This is a genomic window from Pseudomonas sp. R76 (genome assembly GCF_009834565.1).
Taxonomy (GTDB): Bacteria; Pseudomonadota; Gammaproteobacteria; order Pseudomonadales; family Pseudomonadaceae; genus Aquipseudomonas.
Map to the genome: position 1 here is coordinate 2,939,614 of NZ_CP019428.1, position 21,823 is coordinate 2,961,436.

At 60.4% G+C, this 21,823-nt stretch carries 21 protein-coding genes; 15 read left to right on the forward strand and 6 right to left on the reverse strand.

Annotation, left to right across the window (positions count from 1 at the left end; genetic code table 11):
- The first annotated feature begins 113 nt into the window (after positions 1-113).
- From PspR76_RS13350 to pepN, 8 genes are all read left to right on the forward strand, one after another.
- The gene (locus PspR76_RS13350) at positions 114-1,004 is read left to right on the forward strand and encodes an NAD(+) kinase (RefSeq protein WP_010210870.1); all 891 of its coding nucleotides are present in this window, start codon (positions 114-116) and stop codon (positions 1,002-1,004) included.
- On the forward strand, positions 1,001-1,975 hold the full coding sequence (locus PspR76_RS13355) for a metallophosphoesterase (protein ID WP_162530307.1): 975 nt from the start codon (positions 1,001-1,003) through the stop codon (positions 1,973-1,975). The genes PspR76_RS13350 and PspR76_RS13355 overlap by 4 nt, the downstream gene beginning before the upstream one ends.
- A 38-nt stretch (positions 1,976-2,013) precedes the next feature.
- The gene (locus PspR76_RS13360; RefSeq protein WP_159955907.1) at positions 2,014-3,363 is read left to right on the forward strand and encodes an ATP-binding protein; all 1,350 of its coding nucleotides are present in this window, start codon (positions 2,014-2,016) and stop codon (positions 3,361-3,363) included.
- Positions 3,363-3,848, forward strand: coding sequence for a hypothetical protein (locus PspR76_RS13365; protein ID WP_159955909.1), 486 nt, complete (start codon positions 3,363-3,365; stop codon positions 3,846-3,848). Before PspR76_RS13360 ends, PspR76_RS13365 begins: the two co-directional genes overlap by 1 nt.
- Complete coding sequence (locus tag PspR76_RS13370; RefSeq protein WP_159955911.1) at positions 3,848-4,771, forward strand: tetratricopeptide repeat protein; 924 nt, start codon at positions 3,848-3,850, stop codon at positions 4,769-4,771. Before PspR76_RS13365 ends, PspR76_RS13370 begins: the two co-directional genes overlap by 1 nt.
- Before the next feature lie 79 nt (positions 4,772-4,850).
- Entirely contained in the window at positions 4,851-5,111 is a 261-nt protein-coding gene (locus PspR76_RS13375) for a YeaC family protein (RefSeq protein ID WP_017138108.1), read from the forward strand.
- The gene (locus tag PspR76_RS13380) at positions 5,108-5,938 is read left to right on the forward strand and encodes a DUF2797 domain-containing protein (RefSeq protein WP_159955913.1); all 831 of its coding nucleotides are present in this window, start codon (positions 5,108-5,110) and stop codon (positions 5,936-5,938) included. Before PspR76_RS13375 ends, PspR76_RS13380 begins: the two co-directional genes overlap by 4 nt.
- A gap of 13 nt (positions 5,939-5,951) precedes the next feature.
- Complete coding sequence (pepN, locus tag PspR76_RS13385; protein WP_159955915.1) at positions 5,952-8,609, forward strand: aminopeptidase N; 2,658 nt, start codon at positions 5,952-5,954, stop codon at positions 8,607-8,609.
- Between the two features lie 46 nt (positions 8,610-8,655).
- On the opposite strand, the gene PspR76_RS13390 is transcribed toward pepN, so the two are convergent.
- Positions 8,656-9,702 carry an aldo/keto reductase gene (locus PspR76_RS13390; RefSeq protein WP_159955917.1) on the reverse strand — a complete coding sequence of 349 codons (1,047 nt, stop codon included), beginning with the start codon at positions 9,700-9,702 and terminating at the stop codon, positions 8,656-8,658.
- A 159-nt stretch (positions 9,703-9,861) separates the two neighbouring features.
- Here PspR76_RS13390 and PspR76_RS13395 point away from each other — a divergent pair, with 159 nt between their 5' ends.
- The 4 genes from PspR76_RS13395 (at position 9,862) to PspR76_RS13410 (ending at position 12,739) form a co-directional block, all read left to right on the forward strand.
- Positions 9,862-10,578, forward strand: a complete 717-nt coding sequence (locus PspR76_RS13395) for a helix-turn-helix transcriptional regulator (RefSeq protein ID WP_159955919.1) — start codon at positions 9,862-9,864, stop codon at positions 10,576-10,578.
- A gap of 51 nt (positions 10,579-10,629) precedes the next feature.
- On the forward strand, positions 10,630-10,968 hold the full coding sequence (locus PspR76_RS13400; protein ID WP_159955921.1) for a nuclear transport factor 2 family protein: 339 nt from the start codon (positions 10,630-10,632) through the stop codon (positions 10,966-10,968).
- A gap of 15 nt (positions 10,969-10,983) precedes the next feature.
- A complete protein-coding gene (gene zapE, locus PspR76_RS13405) occupies positions 10,984-12,090 on the forward strand; it encodes a cell division protein ZapE (protein ID WP_159955923.1) in 1,107 nt (368 codons plus the stop codon).
- A gap of 157 nt (positions 12,091-12,247) precedes the next feature.
- Positions 12,248-12,739: a GNAT family N-acetyltransferase gene (locus PspR76_RS13410; protein WP_159955925.1), complete on the forward strand. Its 492-nt coding sequence runs from the start codon at positions 12,248-12,250 to the stop codon at positions 12,737-12,739.
- 114 nt (positions 12,740-12,853) lie between these two features.
- On the opposite strand, the gene PspR76_RS13415 is transcribed toward PspR76_RS13410, so the two are convergent.
- The 4 genes from PspR76_RS13415 to PspR76_RS13430 form a co-directional block, all read right to left on the reverse strand.
- On the reverse strand, positions 12,854-13,075 hold the full coding sequence (locus tag PspR76_RS13415) for a hypothetical protein (RefSeq protein WP_159955927.1): 222 nt from the start codon (positions 13,073-13,075) through the stop codon (positions 12,854-12,856).
- Positions 13,076-13,217: 142 nt separating this feature from the next.
- Positions 13,218-15,458, reverse strand: a complete 2,241-nt coding sequence (locus PspR76_RS13420) for a TonB-dependent siderophore receptor (RefSeq protein WP_159961424.1) — start codon at positions 15,456-15,458, stop codon at positions 13,218-13,220.
- A 128-nt stretch (positions 15,459-15,586) separates the two neighbouring features.
- Positions 15,587-17,329, reverse strand: coding sequence for a phosphoethanolamine transferase CptA (locus PspR76_RS13425; RefSeq protein ID WP_159955929.1), 1,743 nt, complete (start codon positions 17,327-17,329; stop codon positions 15,587-15,589).
- Between the two features lie 152 nt (positions 17,330-17,481).
- Entirely contained in the window at positions 17,482-17,658 is a 177-nt protein-coding gene (locus PspR76_RS13430; RefSeq protein ID WP_159955931.1) for a DUF6026 family protein, read from the reverse strand.
- Positions 17,659-17,928: 270 nt separating this feature from the next.
- On the opposite strand from PspR76_RS13430, the gene gnd reads away from it, so the two are divergent.
- The 3 genes from gnd to PspR76_RS13445 are packed head-to-tail and all read left to right on the forward strand — an operon-like array spanning position 17,929 to position 21,253.
- Entirely contained in the window at positions 17,929-18,912 is a 984-nt protein-coding gene (gene gnd / locus PspR76_RS13435) for a phosphogluconate dehydrogenase (NAD(+)-dependent, decarboxylating) (RefSeq protein WP_159955933.1), read from the forward strand.
- Positions 18,909-20,432, forward strand: a complete 1,524-nt coding sequence (gene zwf, locus PspR76_RS13440) for a glucose-6-phosphate dehydrogenase (protein ID WP_159955935.1) — start codon at positions 18,909-18,911, stop codon at positions 20,430-20,432. Before gnd ends, zwf begins: the two co-directional genes overlap by 4 nt.
- Complete coding sequence (locus PspR76_RS13445; RefSeq protein ID WP_159955937.1) at positions 20,429-21,253, forward strand: Cof-type HAD-IIB family hydrolase; 825 nt, start codon at positions 20,429-20,431, stop codon at positions 21,251-21,253. Before zwf ends, PspR76_RS13445 begins: the two co-directional genes overlap by 4 nt.
- A 103-nt stretch (positions 21,254-21,356) precedes the next feature.
- Here the strand turns inward: PspR76_RS13445 and PspR76_RS13450 are convergent, their stop codons facing one another.
- Positions 21,357-21,617, reverse strand: coding sequence for a hypothetical protein (locus PspR76_RS13450; RefSeq protein WP_083358686.1), 261 nt, complete (start codon positions 21,615-21,617; stop codon positions 21,357-21,359).
- Between the last annotated feature and the right edge of the window lie 206 nt (positions 21,618-21,823).

The following is a 21,823-nucleotide window of genomic DNA, read 5'->3' on the forward strand; positions in this document are numbered from 1 at the left end:
GGTGGCTGAGAACCATTGTCATCAAGGGTTCACGGCGACAAAGGATTTTGCCTGACGCGGCCTTTCGCCCATAATCGTTGTTTTTCGCCACACCCCAACCCCGCAGGAGCCCCATGGAGCAATTTCGCAATATCGGCATTATCGGTCGCCTGGGCAGTACCCAGGTGCTGGACACCGTCCGCCGACTGAAAAAGTTTCTGCTCGAGCGCCACCTGCACGTGATCCTCGAAGACACCATCGCCGAAATCCTGCCGGGCCACGGCCTGCAAACCTCGTCGCGCAAGATGCTCGGCGAAGTCTGCGACATGGTCATCGTGGTCGGCGGTGACGGCAGCCTGCTAGGTGCGGCCAGGGCCCTGGCGCGGCACAACGTGCCGGTGCTGGGGATCAACCGGGGCAGCCTGGGGTTCCTCACCGATATCCGCCCCGATGACCTGGAAGTCGAAGTGGCCAAGGTGCTCGACGGCCATTACCTGGTGGAAAACCGCTTCCTGCTGCAGGCCGAAGTGCGCCGCCACGGTGAAGCCATCGGCCAGGGCGATGCACTCAACGATGTCGTGCTGCACCCCGGCAAGTCCACGCGGATGATCGAGTTCGAGCTGTATATCGACGGCCAGTTCGTGTGCAGCCAGAAGGCCGACGGCCTGATCGTCGCCACGCCGACCGGTTCCACGGCCTACGCGCTGTCGGCGGGCGGCCCGATCATGCACCCCAAGCTGGATGCCATTGTGATCGTGCCGATGTACCCCCATATGTTGTCCAGCCGGCCAATTGTGGTCGACGGCAACAGTGAGCTGAAAATCGTGGTGTCCAAAGACATGCAGATTTACCCGCAAGTCTCCTGTGACGGGCAGAACCATTTCACCTGCGCCCCCGGTGACACCATCACCGTGAGCAAAAAGGCGCAGAAGTTGCGGTTGATCCACCCGCTGGATCACAACTACTACGAAGTGTGCCGCACCAAGTTGGGCTGGGGCAGCCGCTTGGGGGGTGGAGGCGACTGATGCTCGATCCCGCGCGTAGCTACGACCTGATTGGTGACGTGCACGGTTGCGCTCATACCCTTGAGCACTTGCTCGACCGGCTGGGCTACCAGAAACAGGGCGGCACCTGGCGCCATCCGACGCGAATGGCGGTGTTCCTCGGCGATATCATCGACCGCGGCCCGCGCATTCGCGAAGCGCTGCACATCGTCCACGACATGGCCGAGGCCGGCCAGGCGCTGTGCATCATGGGTAACCACGAGTTCAACGCGCTGGGCTGGACCACGCCGGCGCCGCCGGGCAGTGGCAAGCAGTTCGTGCGCGAACACAACCCACGCCACGCGCGGCTGATCCACGAAACCCTGACCCAGTTCGAACACCACCCGGCTGACTGGCATGACTTTCTCGGCTGGTTCTATGACATGCCGCTGTTTGTCGACGCCGGGCGTTTCCGCGTGGTGCATGCGTGCTGGGATGACGGGTTTATCGCGCCGCTGCGCGCCACCTTCCCGGATGGCTGCATCGACCAGCACTTCCTGCAGGCCGCCGCCGTGCCGGGCAGTTTTGCCTGCAACGCCTTCGACCGCTTGCTGCGCGGCACCGACATGCGCCTGCCGGACGGCCTGACGCTGACCGGTGGCGATGGCCTGACGCGCTCATTCTTCCGCACCAAATTCTGGGAAGACGACCCGAAAACCTACGGCGACATTGTGTTCCAGCCCGATGCACTGCCGGAGCCGGTGGCGCGTACGCCGCTGTCGTCGACTGAAAAAAATTCCCTGCTGCGTTATGGCGTCGACGAACCGTTGTTGTTCGTCGGCCACTACTGGCGCAGCGGCAAACCCGCGCCGATCCGCCCGAACCTGGCCTGCCTGGACTACAGCGCCGTGCTGTACGGCAAGCTGGTGGCGTACCGCCTGGATCAGGAAACCCAACTGGACCCGCGTAAATTTGTATGGGTCGATGTTGAACGGCCGGAGGTCATCACATGAGCCTGCGCGTACCGTCACTGAACTTTTAAGGAAGCACCATGGATGATTCGACGTTCGACCAGCTGGAGGCCGCGCTGTCTGCGGCGCCCGGCAATGTCGCGCTGCTGACCCTGCTGCTCGGCGCCAGCCTTGAGCGCGGCGAGCCTGAGCGTGGGCTTAAACTGCTGCCGGCCGACCTTGAGCAGTGGCCCGATGCCGCCGCCCTGAAGCTGGCCGCAGCGCAGCTGTGCCTGGCTGCCGGCCAGGCGCCGCGCGCCTTGCAACTGATTGAAGGTGATGACCCCGCCGCGCGCCTGCTCAAGGCGCGTGTGCTGGCGGCGTTGGAGCGTCTCAAGGAAGCCCAGGTGGAATACCGCGCAGCGGTCGATGCCAACCCGGCGCTGGAAGACATGGCGCTGTGGCGCCGCCTGAATGTGTCGGTGCTGGATTTTCCGGCGGCGGAAGGGCGCCCGCGTTTGCGCGTGATTTCCAATGACGACACCGACCAGAGCGAAGTGGTGCGCCTGCTGGTGCCGGAAAAGGAAACCCTGACCTTTGACGATATCGGTGGCCTGGATGAGCTGAAAAAGACCATCCACAAAAAGATCATCCTGCCGTATCAAAAACCCGGCTTGTTCCAACGCTTTCGCAAGAAGGTCGGCGGCGGCGTGCTGCTGTACGGCCCGCCGGGCTGCGGCAAAACCTTATTGGCCCGCGCCACGGCGGGGGAGTGCAAGGCGACGTTTTTCAACGTGGCCATCTCCGATGTGCTGGACATGTACATCGGCGAGTCCGAGCGCAAGTTGCACGCGCTGTTCGAACAGGCGCGGGCACAGGCGCCTGCGGTGATGTTCTTCGATGAAGTCGAGGCGCTGGGCGGCAAACGCTCCAACACCCGCGAGTCGACGTCGTCAAAGCTGGTCAGCCAGTTCCTGTCCGAAATGGACGGCTTTACCAATGACAACCACGGGGTGTTGATCCTCGCCGCGACCAACGTGCCGTGGTCGGTAGATTCGGCATTCCGCCGCCCTGGCCGCTTTGACCGGGTGCTGTTCGTGCCGCCACCGGATCGCGCAGCGCGTGAAAGCATGCTCAAGGTGATGATGAAAGGGCGGCCGATGGCCGATGACATCGACTTCGCGTTCCTGGCCAAGAACACCTCGGGTTTCTCCGGTGCCGACCTCAGCGAGCTGGTGGAAACCGCCGCCGATGAGGCGATTGACGCCTCTATCGAGAGTGGCGCGGAACAGTCGATTTGCGATCGGCATTTCAAGGCGGCGTTGAAAGAAGTGCGCGCGACCACCCTGGAGTGGCTGACCACGGCGCGCAATTACGCGCGCTACGCCAATGAAGGCAATCAATATGACGAGGTTTTGGCCTTCCTCGACAAACACGGGAAGGGTCGCTGATGGCGCAGTACGGTGGTTACCGCATCGAAGATGAACCGCGCCCGGGCGCCTTGGCCAAATGGGCGGTTTCACCGATCTGGCCATTGCTGGGCCTGATGCTCGGCGGTGCCTGGCTTGGCTTGCCATGGTTTGTGTTCAACTCGATAGCCGTGGGCAGCCCGACGCGCGTGCGCGAGTGGGTGCTGGCCGGTGTGGCGCTGGTGGGCAGCGTGGTGATCGGCTTCGGCCTGCTGCAACTGGTGGGCTTTGGCTACATCAAGAGCCAGGCCCAGATCCAATATGCCTTGCTGGTGCTGGTGGTGTGGAAGTTGAGCCTGGGTTACCTGTTGTATATCCAGCAGAACGAAACCATTGAGATCTACCAGTACTACGGCGGCGTCCTCAACCGTTTTGGTCTTCCCTTGGCGTTGATTGGCGGCTTTGTGCTCAAGAGCATGGTGGTCAATTGGGTGCCCAGCACCCTTTGGTATCTGGTGGTGAGCTGATGAATACCGATTACCTGCTGCAATTGGCTTATCAGCGCCTGCAGGCTGACCATAATGACGGCGCTATCGACGCGTTGCGCCAGTTGCTGGCCAGCGACCCGCATTCGGCCGAAGCCCACGCGTTGCTGGCGATCTGCCTGATGAATATGCGCCGCGTGCACGCGGCCAAGCGTGAAGTGCAGTTGGCCCTGGCGGCCGATGCGCAGATGCCGTTGGCCCACTACGCGGCCGCCCAGGTGGCGATTGCCCTGCGCAAATTCAGCCTGGCCCAGGAGCATCTGACCCAACTGTTGGATATGGAACCGCTCAACCCGATCAATTACCGCTGCCTGGCCGAGCTGTATCAATTGACCGGCCGCCTGGCGCAGAGCCGCGAGCCGTTGGAAAAAGCCCTGGAACTGGCCCCCGACGACGCTTCCAACCTGGTTGCAATGGCGCAATTCCACCGTGCCAGCGGCCATTGGGACCAGGCGCATCAGTTCGCGCGCCAGGCATTGCAGGCCGATCCGAGCAATGCCGGCGCGGTGGTGGTGCTGGGGCATTTGCTGCTGCGTGAGGGCGATATCAATGGCGCTCGTGAGCATGCGATCTGGGCCTTGCAGGAAAACGCCACGAATGTCGCGGCGCTGCACCTGCTGACGGCGGTAAAGGCCCGCAGCAATGTGTTTCTCGGTGCCTGGTGGCGCTTCAACAGCTGGATGAACGAACGCAGCGCCACCCGCGCGATTGTCCTGCTGCTGTTTATGTTCGTGGTCTATCGTGTGGTGGTTATCACCCTGGCGACCCAGGGTTACCCGCAAGTGGCCCAGATGATTGATTGGGCGTGGCTGGCGTTCGCCGCCTATACCTTTGCGGCGCCGCAGATCTTCAAGCGCTTGCTGGACAAGGAGCTGGTGCAGGTCAAGTTGTCCAAGGAATTCTGACGCGCCGGTATCGAGCCCGGTCGTCAATTGTCATAAGTGTATTCGCTGAACCAGCGACCGTTATCAAGAGGTTGTGTACATGTCGTCTTTTGCTGAAATGATCGAAAACATCACCCCGGACATCTACGAGAGCCTCAAGCTGGCCGTGGAAATCGGCAAGTGGTCCGATGGCCGCAAGCTCACCGCCGAGCAGCGCGAGCTGTCGCTGCAAGCGGTGATTGCCTGGGAAATCCAGAACCTGCCGGAAGAGCAGCGCACCGGCTACATGGGCCCGCAGGAATGCGCGTCCAAATCGGCGCCGGTGCCGAATATCCTGTTCAAGTCGGATGCGATCCATTGATTGAAATTGGTCGCGGTGCAGTCAGCAAAATGTCGGCGCAACTCGGTGAGCCGACTGTTCAATACGCGTTTCGTCTAGGCGATACCGAGGTGCCGGTCAACCCGTTGATCGGTACTCACGTGCGCCTGGAGTTCCTCGGTGCCATCCATTGCAGCCATTGCGGCCGCAAGACCAAGACCAGTTTCAGCCAGGGTTACTGCTACCCGTGCATGACCAAACTGGCCCAGTGTGACCTGTGCATCATGAGCCCCGAGCGTTGCCATTACGACGCCGGCACTTGCCGTGATCCGGGTTGGGGCGAGCAGTTCTGCATGACCGACCACGTGGTGTACCTGGCCAATTCGTCAGGCATCAAGGTCGGCATCACCCGTGCTACCCAACTGCCGACCCGCTGGCTTGACCAGGGCGCCAGCCAGGCGTTGCCGATCATGCGCGTCGCCACCCGCCAGCAATCCGGCTTCGTCGAAGACCTGTTCCGCAGCCAGGTGGCCGACAAGACCAACTGGCGCGCGTTGCTCAAGGGTGACGCGCAATCGGTGGACCTCAAGCAGGTGCGCGATGCGCTGTTCGCCTCCTGCGCCGATGGCTTATTGAGTTTGCAGGAACGCTTTGGCCTGCAGGCCATCCAACCGGTAACCGACCTCGAACCGCTCGAAATCCGCTACCCGGTGGAGCAGTATCCCGCCAAGATCGTCAGCTTCAACCTGGACAAGAACCCGATTGCCGAAGGCACGCTGCTGGGGATCAAGGGCCAATACCTGATCTTCGACACCGGCGTTATCAACATTCGTAAGTACACGGCCTATCAGCTCGCCGTGCATCAGTAGAAGGATGCCACCCATGCGCACCGAACAACCGAAGATGATTTACCTGAAGGACTATCAGGCACCGGACTACCTGATCGAAGAGACGCACCTGACCTTCGAGTTGTTCGAGGACCACAGCCTGGTCCACGCGCAACTGGTGATGCGCCGCAACCCTGAGCGTGGCCCCGGCCTGCCGCCGCTGGTGCTTGATGGCCAGCAGCTTGAGCTGCTGACCGTCAACCTGGGCGACCGCGAACTGAGCGAAGCCGACTACCAGCTGACCGACAGCCACCTGACTCTGCACCCGACCAGTGAGACCTTCACGGTCGACACCAGCGTGCGCATTCACCCGGAAACCAACACCGCGCTGGAAGGGTTGTACAAATCCAGCGGCATGTTCTGCACCCAGTGCGAGGCCGAGGGTTTCCGCAAGATCACCTATTACCTCGACCGCCCGGACGTGATGAGCACCTTCACCACCACGGTGATCGCCGAGCAACACAGCTACCCGGTGCTGCTGTCCAACGGCAACCCGATTGCCAGCGGCCCCGGCGAAGACGGCCGCCACTGGGCGACCTGGGAAGACCCGTTCAAGAAACCCGCTTACCTGTTCGCGCTGGTGGCCGGTGATTTGTGGTGCGTTGAAGACACCTTCACCACCATGACCGAGCGCACCGTGGCGCTGCGCATCTACGTCGAGCCGGAAAACATCGACAAGTGCCAGCACGCCATGAACAGCCTGAAAAAATCCATGCGCTGGGACGAAGAGACCTACGGCCGCGAGTATGACCTCGACATCTTCATGATCGTCGCGGTGAATGACTTCAACATGGGCGCCATGGAGAACAAGGGCCTCAATATCTTCAACTCCAGCGCCGTGCTGGCCCGCGCCGAAACCGCCACCGACGCCGCGCACCAGCGCGTCGAGGCGATCGTCGCCCACGAATACTTCCACAACTGGTCGGGCAACCGCGTGACCTGCCGCGACTGGTTCCAGCTGTCGCTGAAGGAAGGCTTCACGGTGTTCCGTGATTCGGGCTTCTCCGCCGACATGAACTCGGCCACCGTCAAGCGCATCCAGGACGTGGCCTACCTGCGCACGCACCAGTTCGCCGAAGACGCCGGTCCCATGGCCCACGCGGTGCGCCCGGACAGCTTTATCGAAATCTCCAACTTCTACACCCTTACCGTGTACGAAAAGGGCTCGGAAGTGGTCGGCATGATCCACACCTTGCTCGGCGCCGAAGGCTTCCGTAAAGGCAGCGACCTGTATTTCGAGCGCCACGACGGCCAGGCCGTGACCTGCGACGATTTCATCAAGGCCATGGAAGACGCCAACGGCGCCGACCTGACCCAGTTCAAGCGCTGGTACAGCCAGGCCGGCACGCCACGCCTGGCGGTGAGCGAGTCCTACGACGCCGCCGCCAAGACCTACAGCCTGACCTTCCGCCAGAGCTGCCCGCAAACCCCGGACAAGGTTGAGAAGCTGCCATTCGTGATTCCGGTGGAATTGGGCCTGCTGGACGCGAAGGGCGCCGGCATTGCCTTGCGCCTGGCCGGTGAGGCAGCAGCGGGCGGCACCTCGCGGGTGATCTCGGTGACCGAAGCCGAGCAGACGTTCACCTTCGTCGATATCGCTGAAAAGCCGTTGCCTTCGCTGCTGCGCGGCTTCTCGGCGCCCGTGAAGTTGAGCTTCCCGTACAACCGCGACCAACTGATGTTCCTGATGCAGCACGACAGCGACGGGTTCAACCGTTGGGATGCCGGCCAGCAGTTGTCGGTGCAGGTGTTGCAGGAGTTGATTGCTCAGCATCAAGCCGGTCAGCCGTTGAAGCTCGATCAGCGCCTGATCGACGCGCTGCGCACGGTGCTCAGTGATGAAAGCCTGGACCAGGCGATGGTCGCCGAAATGCTCTCGTTGCCAAGCGAAGCCTACCTGACGGAAATCAGTGAAGTGGCGGATGTGGATGCCATCCACGCTGCCCGAGAATTCGCCCGCAAGCAGCTGGCCGGCAACCTGTACGAATCGCTGTGGCTGCGTTACCAGGCCAACCGCGAGCTGTCCAAGCAAACCCCTTACGTGGCGGCGGCCGAGCACTTTGCGCGTCGCGCCTTGCAGAACATCGCGCTGTCTTATCTGATGCTCAGCGGCAAGCCTGAAGTGCTGGCGGCAACGCTGGACCAGTTCGACACCAGCGACAACATGACCGAACGCCTGACCGCGCTGGCGGTGCTGGTGAATTCGCCGTTCGAGGCGGAGAAGGCCCAGGCGCTGGCCGTGTTTGCCGAGAACTTCAAAGACAACCCGCTGGTCATGGACCAATGGTTCAGTGTTCAGGCTGGCTGCACTTTGCCGGGCGGGCTGGCACGGGTTAAAGCGTTGATGGAACACCCGGCGTTCAACATCAAGAACCCGAACAAGGTGCGGGCGCTGATCGGCGCGTTTGCCGGTCAGAACCTGATCAACTTCCACGCCGCCGATGGCTCGGGCTACCGTTTCCTCGCCGACCTGGTGATCCAGTTGAACGGCTTCAACCCGCAGATCGCCTCGCGCCAATTGGCGCCACTGACCCGCTGGCGTAAATACGACAGCGCGCGCCAGGCGCTGATGAAGGCGGAGCTGGAGCGCATTCGTGCATCCGGCGAGCTGTCGAGTGATGTGTTCGAGGTGGTCAGCAAGAGCCTTGCGTAAGTTCGGCGTTTAAAAAAACGGCCTGTTCAGGCCGTTTTTTTTCGTCTCAAATAACCGGAGGGCGAGGGCTGTCCAAGCCGTTATCGATGGGGAAACGCTCTGCGATGATCCCGTGCGGCACGCCCAGCGGTATGGCGCTGGCGGTGTCTAGGCGCGCGACGTGCTCGGCCGACAACTCCACGTCCAACGCGCCCAATGTGGCGTCAAACTGCGCGCGGGTGCGTGAGCCGAGGATCGGGATCAGTGCGGTGGTCGAACGGCGGGCCTTTGCCCTTATCCACGCGATGGCGACGTGGGTTGGGCTGGCGTCGAGTTCAGTGGCGACTGCCAGCAGGGTGTCGAGCACGGCGGTTTCGCGCGCGCTGGTTTCCGCGTGGATCAGCATGCCCAGCTTGTTGGCGCGGTTGTCGTCGAGGCTTTCGCGGTACTTGCCGGTGAGGAAGCCACCGCCCAGGGGCGACCACAACGTAGCGCCCAGGCCGAGTGCTTCGGCCATTGGCAGTAGTTCGCGTTCGGCGCTGCGTTCGACCAGGCTGTATTCGACCTGCACGCCAATAATCGGCGCGAAGCTGCGTACTTCGGCCAGCAGGTCAGCGCGGGCAATCCGCCAGGCCGGGAAGTTGGAGAGGCCAGCATAGTGGATTTTACCGGCGCGGACCAGGTCATCGAAGCCGCGCAGAATCTCTTCCATGGGCGTGACGTTGTCGCTCATGTGCGCCCAGAGCAGGTCGATGCGGTCGGTGTTCAAGCGCTTGAGGCTTTCTTCGACGGCGCGCACCAGGTTCTTGCGATTGTTGCCGAGCTTGATCGTACCGGCATCGGACGGCTGAGTGCGCAGGCTGTATTTGCTGGCGACGACCAGGTTGTCGCGCTCGGTGGCGATAAATTCGCCCAGCAGTTTTTCCGCCTGGCCAAACTGGTAGCCGTTGGCGGTATCGAGGAAGTTGCCACCGGCTTCCAGGTAGCCATCAAAGATCTGCTTGGCTTCCTCGCGCTCGGCGCCATGGCCCCAACCCGTACCGAAATTTCCGGTGCCCAAGGCCAGTTCAGAAACCTGCAGACCGCTGCTGCGGCCAAAGACTTTATTGCGCATGGGAGAACTCCTGACCGTTCGGTTTTATTAAATGTTCAGCAACATGTAAATAATATTATGCTTGTAATGTTTTCGGTCAAACGGGTTTTTTACTGCTGACGTTTTCTGACAGGGGGCTCTGCTAAGCTGCGGCACTTTTTCCTTTTCGGCGGGATCAACGTGTCGCGTACCACTCGTCTACTCACTTTGCTCCAGGCCCTGCGGGGCAAAAAACGCCCGGTGACTGCCGCCGTGCTGGCCGCGCAGTTGGAGGTGTCGGAGCGTACGCTGTACCGCGATATCGCTGAATTGACTGCGTTGGGCGCGCCGATTTTCGGCGAGGCGGGGGTTGGGTATGTGTTGCGCAGTGGCTTGTTTCTGCCGCCGTTGATGCTTGACGCCGAGGAAACCGAGGCCATCGTGCTCGGCTTGCGCTACGTGGATCAGCGTGGCGATGACGTGCTCAGCCGCGCCGCAGCCAATGCCTTGGCGAAGATTGCCGACGTGCTCGATCCCACCGCGCAGGAAGCCCTGCGTAACCCAACGCTGCTGCCGGGCCCACCGGGGTTTGGCTACCCGGAAAACCGCGTGCCGCTCAACGTGTTTCGCGAGGCCATTCGCAACCAGGCCAAGCTGCATATCGACTACGCAGACGCCAGCCAGACCCAAAGCCAGCGGCTGATCTGGCCCTTGGCGCTGGGCTTTCTGAATGAAGTGCGGGTGATTGTGGCGTGGTGCGAATTGCGCGGTGCCTATCGCACCTTTCGCACCGACCGTGTGGCCGCCGCGAATGCCCAGGGCGACCGTTATCCGGGACGGCGCAGCGACTGGCTGCGGGCTTGGCGCAAGCTGATGGAGCAGAATGAATCCGGGCCCTTTACTCCTGACAAAAACTGACACGTCCCTGGCTTAGCATGGCGCTACACATTACTAAAAAGGAGCTGTTCCATGTCGAGCCTGCCTGAGTTGGCCCCGGCCATCGTCGCCTATATCGCTGCGACCAATACCCGCGATACCTCGGCCATCGCCCATTGTTTTGCTGACGATGCCAACGTGTTCGATGAAGGCGAGCATCAAGTCGGTATAGCCGCCATTGCCCGTTGGATGGAAGACACCGGGCGCCGTTATCAGCCTCGGGTCGAGGTGCTGAATGTGCAGCATCGCACCGGCAAGGTGTTGGTCAGCAATGGGATGTCCGGCAATTTCCCCGGCAGCCCGCTTGAGCTGCGCTACACCTTTCGCCTGAACGAGCAGGGCAAGATTTCGCGGCTGGATATCTCCCTGTAAGTCATACTGGCACGCATGACTTTCGACTCGCCTCTCGCCGCTTACCAACACGCCATCGCCCAGCCAGGTTTCGTCGTCGACGACGCCCAGCGCCGGGCGGTTGACGCCTTGCAGCACTGCCACGAAGCCTTGCACCAAGGCCGTTCACCGATCACCGGGGTTTACCTCTGGGGGGCGGTGGGCCGCGGTAAAACCTGGTTGATGGACCAGTTCTACCAGACCCTGCGGGTGCCCGCGCGGCGTCAGCATTTTCATCACTTCATGGGCTGGGTGCACCAGCGTTTGTTCCAGCTCAGCGGCATCCACGACCCGTTGCAGGCCTTGGCTCGGGAGCTCAGCCAGGAAGTGCGGGTGCTGTGTTTCGACGAGCTGTTCGTGAGTGACATTGGTGATGCGATCATTCTCGGCCGCCTGTTCCAGGTGATGTTCGAAGAAGGCGTGGTGATGGTGTGCACCTCGAACCAGCCTCCTGACCAGCTGTATGCCGATGGCTTCAACCGCGAACGCTTCCTGCCGGGCATCGCGGCGATCAAGCAGCATATGCAGGTGGTGGCGGTAGACGGTGAGGAAGATCACCGTTTGCATCCCGGCGCGAGCTTGCAGCGTTATTGGGTGAATCAGCCGGAGGCACTCGCCACGGTGTTCAAGCAGCTGAGCGAAGGGCAGGCGGTGAGCAGCGGGCCGGTCAGTGTCGGCCATCGCTCGATTGCGGCGGTGCTGTCCAGCGATACGGTGCTTTGGTGTCGCTACTGCGATCTGTGCGAGCAGCCGTTGGCCGCCATGGACTTTATGCTGTTGTGTGATCGCTTCAGCGCGATCCTGCTGGGTGAGGTTCCCAACCTGAGTGCGCAGAAACGCCCGGCGCGCATCGCTCGGGGCACTGAAGATGCTGCCCAGCGCGTGGTGGCCGGTGATCGCGAACTGCCGCAATTGTCGGTGCACGATGACAGTGTGCGGCGCTTCATCGCGCTGGTGGACGAGTGCTACGACCGCAAAGTGCCGTTGTTTATCGAGGCCCGTGTGGCGCTGGAACATCTCTACACCGAAGGTTATCTGGAGTTTGCATTCCGCCGCACCCTGAGCCGATTACAGGAGATGCAACTTCAGCGTTTCGGCGCATAGGACAAATCCCAGGCTGAAGGCGCTTGTTGATGCGCCCAACCTTCGTGCTTTCAGGCAGGCATTTGTAGTTAATCTCCTTCATCCAGGGCCGACTCCGCGCTTACAATCGTCCTCTCAAAGGGAGCCTGTTCCCTTGTTGTCGTGATTGAGGAAGGAAATGGACACCCCTGACATCCTGGTGCTGCAAGCCAGCTACACCAACCCCGTGCATGCCGAGGCGATTGGCCTGGTGCTTAACCATTACGCCGAAGACCCGATGGGCGGCGGTCATACCTTGCCTGCCGACCTGTTGCAGCAATTGCCGGCCGAGTTGGCCAAGCGCCCCCACGCGTTCAGCGTACTGGCGTTTGTCGGTGGCGAGCCGGCAGGTTTGGTTAACTGCTTTGAAGGGTTCTCGACGTTTGCCTGCCGCCCGCTGGTCAACGTTCACGACGTGGTGGTGATGAACCCGTTTCGTGGCCTTGGGTTGAGTCAGAAAATGTTGCAAAAGGTCGAGGAAATCGCGCGCCAGCGAGGTTGCTGCAAGATCACCCTGGAGGTGCTTGAAGGCAATGACGTGGCTCAAGCGGCGTATCGCAAGTTTGGGTTTGATGATTCGATCTTTGACCCGGCTCACGGGCGCATGTTGTTCTGGAATAAACCGCTTTAATAGTTGCTCTGATTAAACGCAGGGCAAAAAAAAGGCGCCATTAAATGGCGCCAAGTTAACCTTTACCAACGGAGCGGGATGGCACAGGGTAATGCGGATTAACTAAGTATTAAATCAGCTGTTCGGTTTTTGCTCGGTATCCGGTTGTTCGGTAGTGCGAGGCTTTACAGTCTTGCCATCGGCAATCGCTGTTTTGTCATTCGTGCCGTGTGTCTTTTGCTGCATGAAGGTGAAGTCGTTGTAGAACTGCTTGGAGCGCTCTGAACCGCCTTCTGCAAAGGCGGCAACGGAGGTCACGGTCATCAGGCTGGCGAGCATCAAGGTGGAGAGTTTCATGGCAGTATTCCGATTAAAAGTGAAAGGTGTCCGATCACTCCTTGATCCGGTTCATGGGGCGACTATGGCGGCGTCTTATTAAGTGGGAATTAACGTGGAACCGCCCGGAAGTTAACGTTTTTGTTAACTTCCGGGGCAGGGCTTACAGCTGCCAGTCCAGGGCAAGCGTGATGGAGCGCGGGTCTCCCCAATACACGCCGTTATAAAAGCCGACACGTTCGTAATATTTTTTATCAAATAGATTGTTCACGTTGATCGACGCCGAAACATGTTCGTCGAACTGGTAGCGCGACATCAGGTTGACCACGGTGTAAGCCTGTTGGGTGATCTTCGCCCTGGTGGTGATCAGGTTGCCCTTGTCATCCCGCGCGCCCGTCGGCCGGTTGCTGAAGTCATACATGTCGCTCTGCCAATTCACCGCGCCACCCACCGTGAGGTTGCGCCATTGGCCCGGCAGCCGGTAGGCGCTGGAGAGCTTCAGCAGGTTGAGTGGTTGCTGGGTATTGTTACGTTTGCCCGAGCCATTCAACGAGTGGGTGTAGGTATAGCCTGCGGTCACATTCCAGTCGGGCAGGACTTCACCGGCAACCTCGAGTTCGAAGCCATTGACCTTGTTACCCTTGCCGCCGGATTTGTAGTATTCCTCGCCCGTGGTCGGGTTCGGCGGCACCGAGTCGTCCAGTTCTGCGACGTTGTCCTGGGTGCTCCAGAAGTAAGCCGCGGCCAAATTCAAGCGCTCCTGCAGCAGGCTGCCTTTGAGCCCAACTTCATAGTTGCTGCCCACAACGGGCTCCAGATACTTCTTCCCCACGTCGACGGAATCCTGTGGCCTGAAAATATCGGTGTAACTGGCGTAGACCGTGTACTCCGGCGTCAGGTCGTAGAGCAGCCCCGCATAAGGCGTCCACATGTCATTGTGGGTCTGACGCGTCTTGCCGCTCTTCTTCAACTGGTCATTGGCGTCGTAGTCAGGTTCGGCTTTTTCGTACTCCCAACTGCCATAGCGGCTGCCCAGCACCGCGTGCAGGCGATCCGTCAGGTTCAGTTGAGTGGCCAGGTAACCCGCCTTCTGTTTTTTAGAGCTGTGCTCGCCCTTGAGCGACGTGACCGTGTCAGGAAACTTGGCGATCCCGCCCATGTATTTCCAGTCGTCGATGTTGTTGTACCCAGCGGGCGTTTTGCCCGGGCGCATAAACGGTGAGGTGTCGCGTTGTGCGGCTTCGCCATATCCCACCATCAGCTTATGTTCGCGGCCCAGAAGCGTGTACGTCCCGGCGAGGTTGAGGTCGATCGTCTCCATTCTGGACGTGCCGAGCATATGGCTGTTCCAGGCTTTCATGCCGCTGCGATCATCATTGGGAAAGCCCGCGCCGCCGTAGTAGACCTTGCCATCCGTATCGCTTTGGCGATGGGTATACGCCGCCTTCAGATGCCAGTCACCCGCCAGCCGATGGTCCAGCGTCGCGAAGGTGGTTTTGTCCGTCAGCGGCCAGGAGCTCCAGGCTGCCGCCATGTTGGTGGAGCGCGACAGCCCGGCCTTGCCGCCCTGGCTGTTCCAATAGGGCACGGTGCCCCAGGAGGTGCCTTGCACGTGTTTGTCCTGGTAATCAAAGCCTACGGCCAGCACCGTGTCGTCTGAAAGATCGCCTTCCAGAATGCCGTAGCCGACGGTGCGCTGCAGCCCGTAGTTGTCACGGAACGACTTGCTGTCGCGGTAGGCCAGCACGCTGCGCCCGCGCAAGCGGCCGTCAAAGGCCAGCGGGCCGCCCACGTCCACGTAGCTGTAGTAGTTGTCGTGGCTGCCACCGCTCACGCCGGTTTTTGCCTGCCATTGCGCGGTAGGGCGCTTGCGTACCATGTTGACGGTGGCCGAAGGGTCACCTGCGCCGGTGGTCAAGCCCGTGGCGCCACGTACGACCTCAATGTGGTCGTAGATGATGGTGTCAGCGTCCGACTTCATATACCCGAAGGTATTGAGCATCCCGTCAATCTGGTGATTGGTGATGGCGTAGCCACGGGAGGAGTAGTAGACGCGGTCGGAATCATAGTGCTGGACGTTGACGCCGGTGGTCTGGCGCAGCACCTCGGTCAGGGTGTTGAGGTTGAAATCATCCATCTGCTGACGGGTAATCACCGAGACCGACTGAGGGGTTTCCTTGATGGACAAGTTGAGCTTGGTCGCCGTGCTCATCGCGCCGGTGGTGTAGGCGCCGGTGTGCTCGGTGGTGGCGCCCAGGCCTTCGGCAGTGATGCTGGTGGCGCCCAGCTCCAGCGTGTTGGTCGGCGGGTGTTCGGGGTCGGTTTCGGCCAGTAGGTCCGGGCTCAGAACGGCACCGAACAGGCCAAGGGTGAGGGTCATGGAACGGGTAAACGGCGCGAGCATCGCGGCAGATTCCTTGTCGTCTTTGAAGCCACCCCGGAAAGGGAAGGCCATGGCTCAAAGACGAAAGGAGACGTGGAACTTTAGGTTTAAACGAGAATGATTGTTATCTTTCTGTTACAAGGCCTTGGCTACTTGATGACCACTTCAGCGGCATCCGGCTTCTTCGGCTTGAGCATGCTGAAATCGATCAGGCCCTTTTTCTGGCCGATATAAGGGTCGCCAATCATCAGCGGGCGCGGCTTGAAGCTGGCATTGACCAGGCTCTTGCTGCGGTCCCATTCATCGAAGCTCAACCCGGCGAGGTCGGCCCAGGTGTGGATCAATTGCGAGCTGCTGGAAGGGCGCTGCAGGCTGCTGGCGAAGCTCCAGTCGTGGGTTTCCCGCCACTTCGGCGAGGCGTACGCCATGAACGGAATGGTGTACATCGGCGCAGTGGGCTTGCCTTCGTTACGCCCCAGGGTGCTGTGGCCGGCCGAGTCGTACACGTCCTCGCCGTGGTCCGAGAGGTACAGCAGGAAGCCGTTCGGGTCGGTCTTGGCGTAGTCCTTGATCAGGCTCGACACCACGAAGTCGTTGTACAGCACCGCATTGTCGTAGCTGTTGTAGACCGGCAGCTGTTCATCGCTGATGCCGGGTGGCACGCCCTGGCGATCGGTGAATTTGTCGAAGGTCGGCGGGTAGCGATACTGGTAGCTCATGTGCGTGCCCAGCAGGTGCACCACGATGAATTTGCGTTCAGCAGGGTCAGCCATGGCCTTGGCGAAAGGCTCCAGTACGTCGCCGTCATATTGGCGGGCATTCTGGTTGCGGTTGTTATTGAGGTACACCTGCTCGTCAGCCTGCTCGGAAAAGGTCGTGAGCATGGTGTTGCGCTTGGTCATGGTCTGCTGGTTGGTGATCCAGTAGGTCTTGTAGCCGGCCTGTTTCATCACGCTCACAATCGACGGCGTCTTGAGGTACAGGTCCGGGTTCTCTTCGTCGGCGAAGGTCAGCACCTGTTGCAGCGCTTCAATGGTGTAGGGGCGCGGGGTGATGACATTGTCGAACACCGCCAGTTGGTCGCGCAGCTTGTCCAGTTCCGGCGTGGTGTTACGCGGGTAGCCGTAGAGGCTCATGCGCTGGCGGTTGGTGGACTCGCCGATCACCAGCACCAACGTGGAGGGCTGGCCAGCCATGGTGTCCTTGAGGTTCTTCAAGGGCGGGATCTGGCTGGCACTGGTCAGCATGCCTTGCATGCTGTTGAGTTGTTCGGTGTAACGGCGGTAGGCAACGATCATCTGCCATGGCACTGCGGGCTCGACACGCGATTCGAAGCCGTCGATGGCCAGTTCCATGGTCGGGTTGGTCGCAATCTGCTTGACCAGCGGGTAGCCGACCACCGCCAGTACAATCGCAGTCGCCGCCAGGATCGCCTGGCCGCGCGGCAGGTAGACCGGGCGCAGGCGGGTCCACAGGAACACTGCAAAGGCGGTATGGGCGATGAACGCCAGCACGATCCACCAGGCGAAGTATTGGGTCGCGTATTCGCCGGCTTCAGAGATGTTCGACTCGAACATGATGAAGATGACGCTTTGCGAAAACTCCTGCTGATAGATGAAGAAGTAACCAAGGCTGGCCATGGAGCAGGCCCACAGCACCACGCCGATCAATGCGGCGAGCATGCGGGTCTGGCGCGGGAACAGCAGCATCGGCGCCAACCAGAAGGCGCTAAGGAAGAAGGCTTGGCGAAAACCACTGAACCCGGAGGTGCCGGTCAGTTGGATCAGGAGTTGGGTGATACCCGAGAAATACCAGAAAAACAGGAACAGCCAGCCAAGGCCGGCCCAATCAAAGCCTTTCGCAGACTTCGTGCTGCGTTTGAACATCGCCATCCAGCGCTCCAACCCGATAATTGCCAGTCACCGCGCAGAAGTGCGCGCAACACGAGGGCTACCCCAGGTGGGCGGCCCTATTCGGCGGGAGTATCGGGAGGAGGGTGTGAAAACTTCGTGAGTTATTCCTGAACGGTTCGTTCAGCTCACGTTCAGCAAAGCGCGGGCTGGGTGCCGGACGCCTGGTTGATCTGGGCCTGAAGGTAGGAACGCAAGCGCAGGACTTCTTGCTGCAGCTGGTCGCGTTCGTCTTTCAACTGGCGCAATTCATCGCGACGGACGCTGACGTAGAGGGTCTGTGGCGGGCGGGTCATCTGTGCTGTGCTCATTGCTTGCCTCGCAAATAGCCGGTAGATCGCGATGTCGGAACGCGTTAGGGGAGGCGCTCGACACCAGTCGGAAGCAATTCTGAATTCTTTTTTGAATCAAGGGAACTTTTTTATTTTTGATGGTCGTGTGACTTTTTGGGCGGTGATGCTGAAACGCGGGCCAACTTTTTGTCATGAAACTACACGGATCCGCTCTGGACTAACCCTCATTAGCCTCATTGCGCTATAAACTATGTCACACATTTATTTAGCAGTTAGGAGCATCAGCACATGCAACTGGGGATTATCGGACTAGGCCGCATGGGCGGTAACATTGCGCGGCGCCTGATGCTCAATGGGCATACCACCGTTGTATACGACCGTAACGAAGCATTCGTCAAAGGCTTGAGCGAAGAGGGCGCCACCGGCGTTGCCGACTTGAAAGCCCTGGTAGCCGGCCTGCAAAAGCCGCGCGCCGTTTGGGTCATGTTGCCGGCAGGCGACCCGACTGAAAACACCATCAATGAATTGAGTGAGCTGCTGGAAGACGGTGACGTGATCATCGACGGCGGCAACACTAACTATAAAGACGACGTGCGCCGTGCCAAGGCGCTGTCGGAAAAAGGCCTGCACTATGTCGACGTCGGCACCTCCGGCGGCGTCTGGGGCCTGGAGCGCGGTTATTGCATGATGATCGGTGGCAACGCCGAGACCGTGCAGCGCCTCGACCCGATTTTCGCCAGCCTGGCCCCAGGCCTGGGCACGATCCCGCGCACCAAGGACCGTTCCGCCTCGGCTGATAAACGAGCTGAACATGGCTACATTCACGCAGGCCCAGCCGGTTCCGGGCATTTTGTGAAGATGATTCACAACGGCATCGAGTACGGGATGATGCAGGCCTTTGCCGAAGGTTTTGACATCCTCAAAACCAAGAACTCGGACAACCTGCCGGAAGATCAGCGCTTTGATCTCAACGTCGCCGACATCGCCGAAGTCTGGCGCCGTGGCAGTGTGGTTTCGTCGTGGTTGCTGGACCTGACCGCCGACGCCTTGGCCACCGACCCGAAACTCGACGGCTATTCGGGTTCCGTGGCCGACAGTGGCGAAGGCCGCTGGACCATCGAAGCGGCCATGGAGCAAGCGGTGCCGGTGCCGGTGCTGTCCACCTCGTTGTTCGCGCGTTTCCGTTCCCGCCAGCAGAGCACCTACGGTGACAAAATGCTTTCTGCCATGCGCTTCGGCTTTGGCGGCCATGTGGAGACTTCCAAAAAATGACCGTCAACGGCAAGAAACCCAAGGCCGAACCCGCTCCACCGACCACGCTGTTTCTGTTTGGCGCCCATGGCGACCTGGTCAAGCGCCTGCTCATGCCGGCGCTGTACAACCTGAGCCGTGATGGGCTGCTGGGCGACGGCCTGCGCATTGTCGGCGTTGATCACAACGCCATCAGTGACGCCGACTTTGCCAAGAAGCTCGAGGATTTCATTCGCACCGAGGCCGCCAGCAAGGTCAAGGGCAATGCCGATAACGCCCTGGACCCCGAGTTGTGGGCGCAGTTGGCCAAAGGCATCAGCTACGTCGAGGGCGACTTCCTCGACGACAGCACCTACGCGGACATCGGCAAGAAAATCGCCGACAGCGGCACCGCCAACGCGGTGTTCTACCTGGCCACTGCACCGCGCTTCTTCAGTGAAGTGGTGCAGCGCCTGGGCAGCGCCGGTTTGCTCAATGAAACCGACGAAGGCTTTCGCCGTGTGGTGATCGAGAAACCTTTCGGTTCCGACTTGGCGACCGCCGAAGCCCTGAACGCGAGCCTGCTCAAGGTGATGAGCGAGAAGCAGATCTATCGCATCGACCATTACCTGGGCAAGGAAACGGTGCAGAACATCCTCATCAGCCGTTTCTCCAACGTGCTGTTCGAAGCGTTCTGGAACAACCATTACATCGACCACGTGCAAATCACCGCGGCTGAAACCGTCGGTGTGGAAACCCGGGGTAATTTCTTCGAAAAAACCGGCACACTGCGCGACATGGTGCCCAACCACCTGTTCCAGTTGCTGGCGATGGTGGCCATGGAGCCGCCGGCGGCGTTTGGCGCCGATGCGGTGCGGGGCGAGAAAGCCAAGGTTGTCGGTGCCATCCGGCCCTGGTCATTGGAAGATGCGCGGGCCAACTCGGTGCGCGGCCAGTACACCGCCGGTGAAATCGCCGGCAAGCAGCTGCCCGGTTACCGCGAAGAAGCCAATGTCGCGCCCGACAGCAGCACCGAGACGTTCGTTGCCCTGAAGGTAATGATCGACAACTGGCGCTGGGTTGGCGTGCCGTTCTACCTGCGTACTGGCAAGCGCATGAGCATTCGCGACACTGAAATCGTGATTTGCTTCAAGCACGCGCCCTACGCGCAGTTCCGCGATACCGACGTGGATGAGCTCAAGCCCACTTACCTCAAGATCCAGATCCAGCCGAACGAAGGCATGTGGTTCGATCTGTTGGCCAAAAAGCCTGGGCCGACCCTGGAAATGGCCAATATCGAACTGGGCTTTGACTACAAGGACTTCTTCGAAATGCAGCCGTCGACGGGTTACGAAACCCTGATCTACGACTGCATGACCGGTGACCAGACCCTGTTCCAGCGCGCCGACAACATCGAAAACGGCTGGCGTGCGGTACAGCCGTTCCTGGATGCCTGGAAAGAGGACGACGGCATCCAGGCCTACAAGGCTGGCGAAGATGGCCCGGCAGCGGCCGATGCCTTGCTGGCCCGTGACGGCCGCACCTGGCACAGCCTCGGATGAGTGACGCCACGATCCATCCCATCCGGTTTGTATTGAGTGATATGGACGGCACGCTGCTGCGCCCCGACCACACCCCCAGTCAACGCACTATCGACACGGTGCGCGCGTTGCGCGATGCCGGGGTGTTCTTCAGCCTGGCCAGCGGGCGGCCGCCCAAGGCCATGATGCAGATGGTCGAGGCGTTCGGCATCGATGTGCCGGTGGCGGGCTTTAATGGCGGTACGTTGGTCAACCCCGATGGCAGCATCCTGCTGGCGCATCATTTGCCGGCAGAAGCCGCCTTGGTGGCGCTGGCGCTGTTCAGCGCAGAGCCGGACGTCGAAGTCTGGCTGTTCGCCGACGGCGATTGGCTGCGCCGTGACCCACCTGGCCCGATGGTCGCGCGGGAGGCGGCCGGCTTGGGTTACGGGCCGATAGTGGTGGAGAGTTTCGAGCCCTACCTGGATCGCGTCGACAAGATCGTCGCCGCCAGTAACAACGCGCCGTTGCTCAAAGCGCTGGAAGCGCAGCTGCAGCCCAAAGTCGAAGGGTTGGCGCACGTGTCGCGCTCACAGCCGGTGTACCTCGACGTGACGGCCATGCTCGCCAACAAGGGTGACGCCTTGAAGGCTCTGGCCGCGCACCTTGGCGTGCCGCTTGAGCAAACGCTGGCCATCGGCGATGGCGGCAACGACCCGGCGATGTTTCACGTGGCAGGTTTTTCGATTGCCATGGGCCAGGCGGAAGAAGTGGTCAAGCGCCAAGCCAGTGTCGTCACCGGCAGCAATGTCGAGGATGGCGCTGCGCAAGCCATTGAGCGGTTTATTCTCGCGGCGAAATAATAACGCCAACTTGAAGTGCCCACGCTCTAACACCAAACTTCCGATCATTATTCCTGCTGGCAGGCAATGATCGGAAGTTTCTTGGGCGACTTACTTGGGCGACTTACTTCGGCATTGCCCACGACTGCAACTGATGGCCATCCTTGTCGAGTTCGGCGCGCGCCTGCAACAGCAAGTCTTCCAGTTGCGCAGGGTCGGTATAGGCGCTCGAAGACAGCTGTTTACTGCCGATACGGGTATTGGTACGGTCGATGACGCTCAGGCTGAGGGCGCCATTGCCATCGTGCCAGGCCACGCATTGAAAGGGTTGGAAAGCACGGTCTGCGATCAAAAGAGCTTCGTTGATGCGGAGCGGGGCGTTCATGTGGGTCTTCTCTCTAAAATGCCCATCAAGTGTGTGCCGTTGGTTGGGCGGGCCAAACGGTGAGTTACCTGTACTGATGCACGATGGCGGGGTACGGGTCACATGTTAGAGCAAGAAATTTCAACTTTTCCTGATTAACGTCATGTAAGCGGCTGTTTTGGTCGCTGAATGAGGGGGTTAACGCGTCTTCAGTTTTTAACCCCAGA

Excerpts from the sequence above, each read along its gene's own strand:
- PspR76_RS13350 (WP_010210870.1), top strand. The coding sequence starts at position 114 with ATGGAGCAATTTCGCAATATCGGCATTATCGGTCGCCTGGGCAGTACC.
- PspR76_RS13360 (WP_159955907.1), top strand. The coding sequence starts at position 2,014 with ATGGATGATTCGACGTTCGACCAGCTGGAGGCCGCGCTGTCTGCGGCG.
- PspR76_RS13365 (WP_159955909.1), top strand. The coding sequence starts at position 3,363 with ATGGCGCAGTACGGTGGTTACCGCATCGAAGATGAACCGCGCCCGGGC.
- PspR76_RS13370 (WP_159955911.1), top strand. The coding sequence starts at position 3,848 with ATGAATACCGATTACCTGCTGCAATTGGCTTATCAGCGCCTGCAGGCT.
- PspR76_RS13375 (WP_017138108.1), top strand. The coding sequence starts at position 4,851 with ATGTCGTCTTTTGCTGAAATGATCGAAAACATCACCCCGGACATCTAC.
- pepN (WP_159955915.1), top strand. The coding sequence starts at position 5,952 with ATGCGCACCGAACAACCGAAGATGATTTACCTGAAGGACTATCAGGCA.
- PspR76_RS13390 (WP_159955917.1), bottom strand. The coding sequence starts at position 9,702 with ATGCGCAATAAAGTCTTTGGCCGCAGCAGCGGTCTGCAGGTTTCTGAA.
- PspR76_RS13400 (WP_159955921.1), top strand. The coding sequence starts at position 10,630 with ATGTCGAGCCTGCCTGAGTTGGCCCCGGCCATCGTCGCCTATATCGCT.
- zapE (WP_159955923.1), top strand. The coding sequence starts at position 10,984 with ATGACTTTCGACTCGCCTCTCGCCGCTTACCAACACGCCATCGCCCAG.
- PspR76_RS13410 (WP_159955925.1), top strand. The coding sequence starts at position 12,248 with ATGGACACCCCTGACATCCTGGTGCTGCAAGCCAGCTACACCAACCCC.
- PspR76_RS13415 (WP_159955927.1), bottom strand. The coding sequence starts at position 13,075 with ATGAAACTCTCCACCTTGATGCTCGCCAGCCTGATGACCGTGACCTCC.
- PspR76_RS13420 (WP_159961424.1), bottom strand. The coding sequence starts at position 15,458 with ATGCTCGCGCCGTTTACCCGTTCCATGACCCTCACCCTTGGCCTGTTC.
- PspR76_RS13425 (WP_159955929.1), bottom strand. The coding sequence starts at position 17,329 with ATGGCGATGTTCAAACGCAGCACGAAGTCTGCGAAAGGCTTTGATTGG.
- PspR76_RS13430 (WP_159955931.1), bottom strand. The coding sequence starts at position 17,658 with ATGAGCACAGCACAGATGACCCGCCCGCCACAGACCCTCTACGTCAGC.
- gnd (WP_159955933.1), top strand. The coding sequence starts at position 17,929 with ATGCAACTGGGGATTATCGGACTAGGCCGCATGGGCGGTAACATTGCG.
- zwf (WP_159955935.1), top strand. The coding sequence starts at position 18,909 with ATGACCGTCAACGGCAAGAAACCCAAGGCCGAACCCGCTCCACCGACC.
- PspR76_RS13445 (WP_159955937.1), top strand. The coding sequence starts at position 20,429 with ATGAGTGACGCCACGATCCATCCCATCCGGTTTGTATTGAGTGATATG.
- PspR76_RS13450 (WP_083358686.1), bottom strand. The coding sequence starts at position 21,617 with ATGAACGCCCCGCTCCGCATCAACGAAGCTCTTTTGATCGCAGACCGT.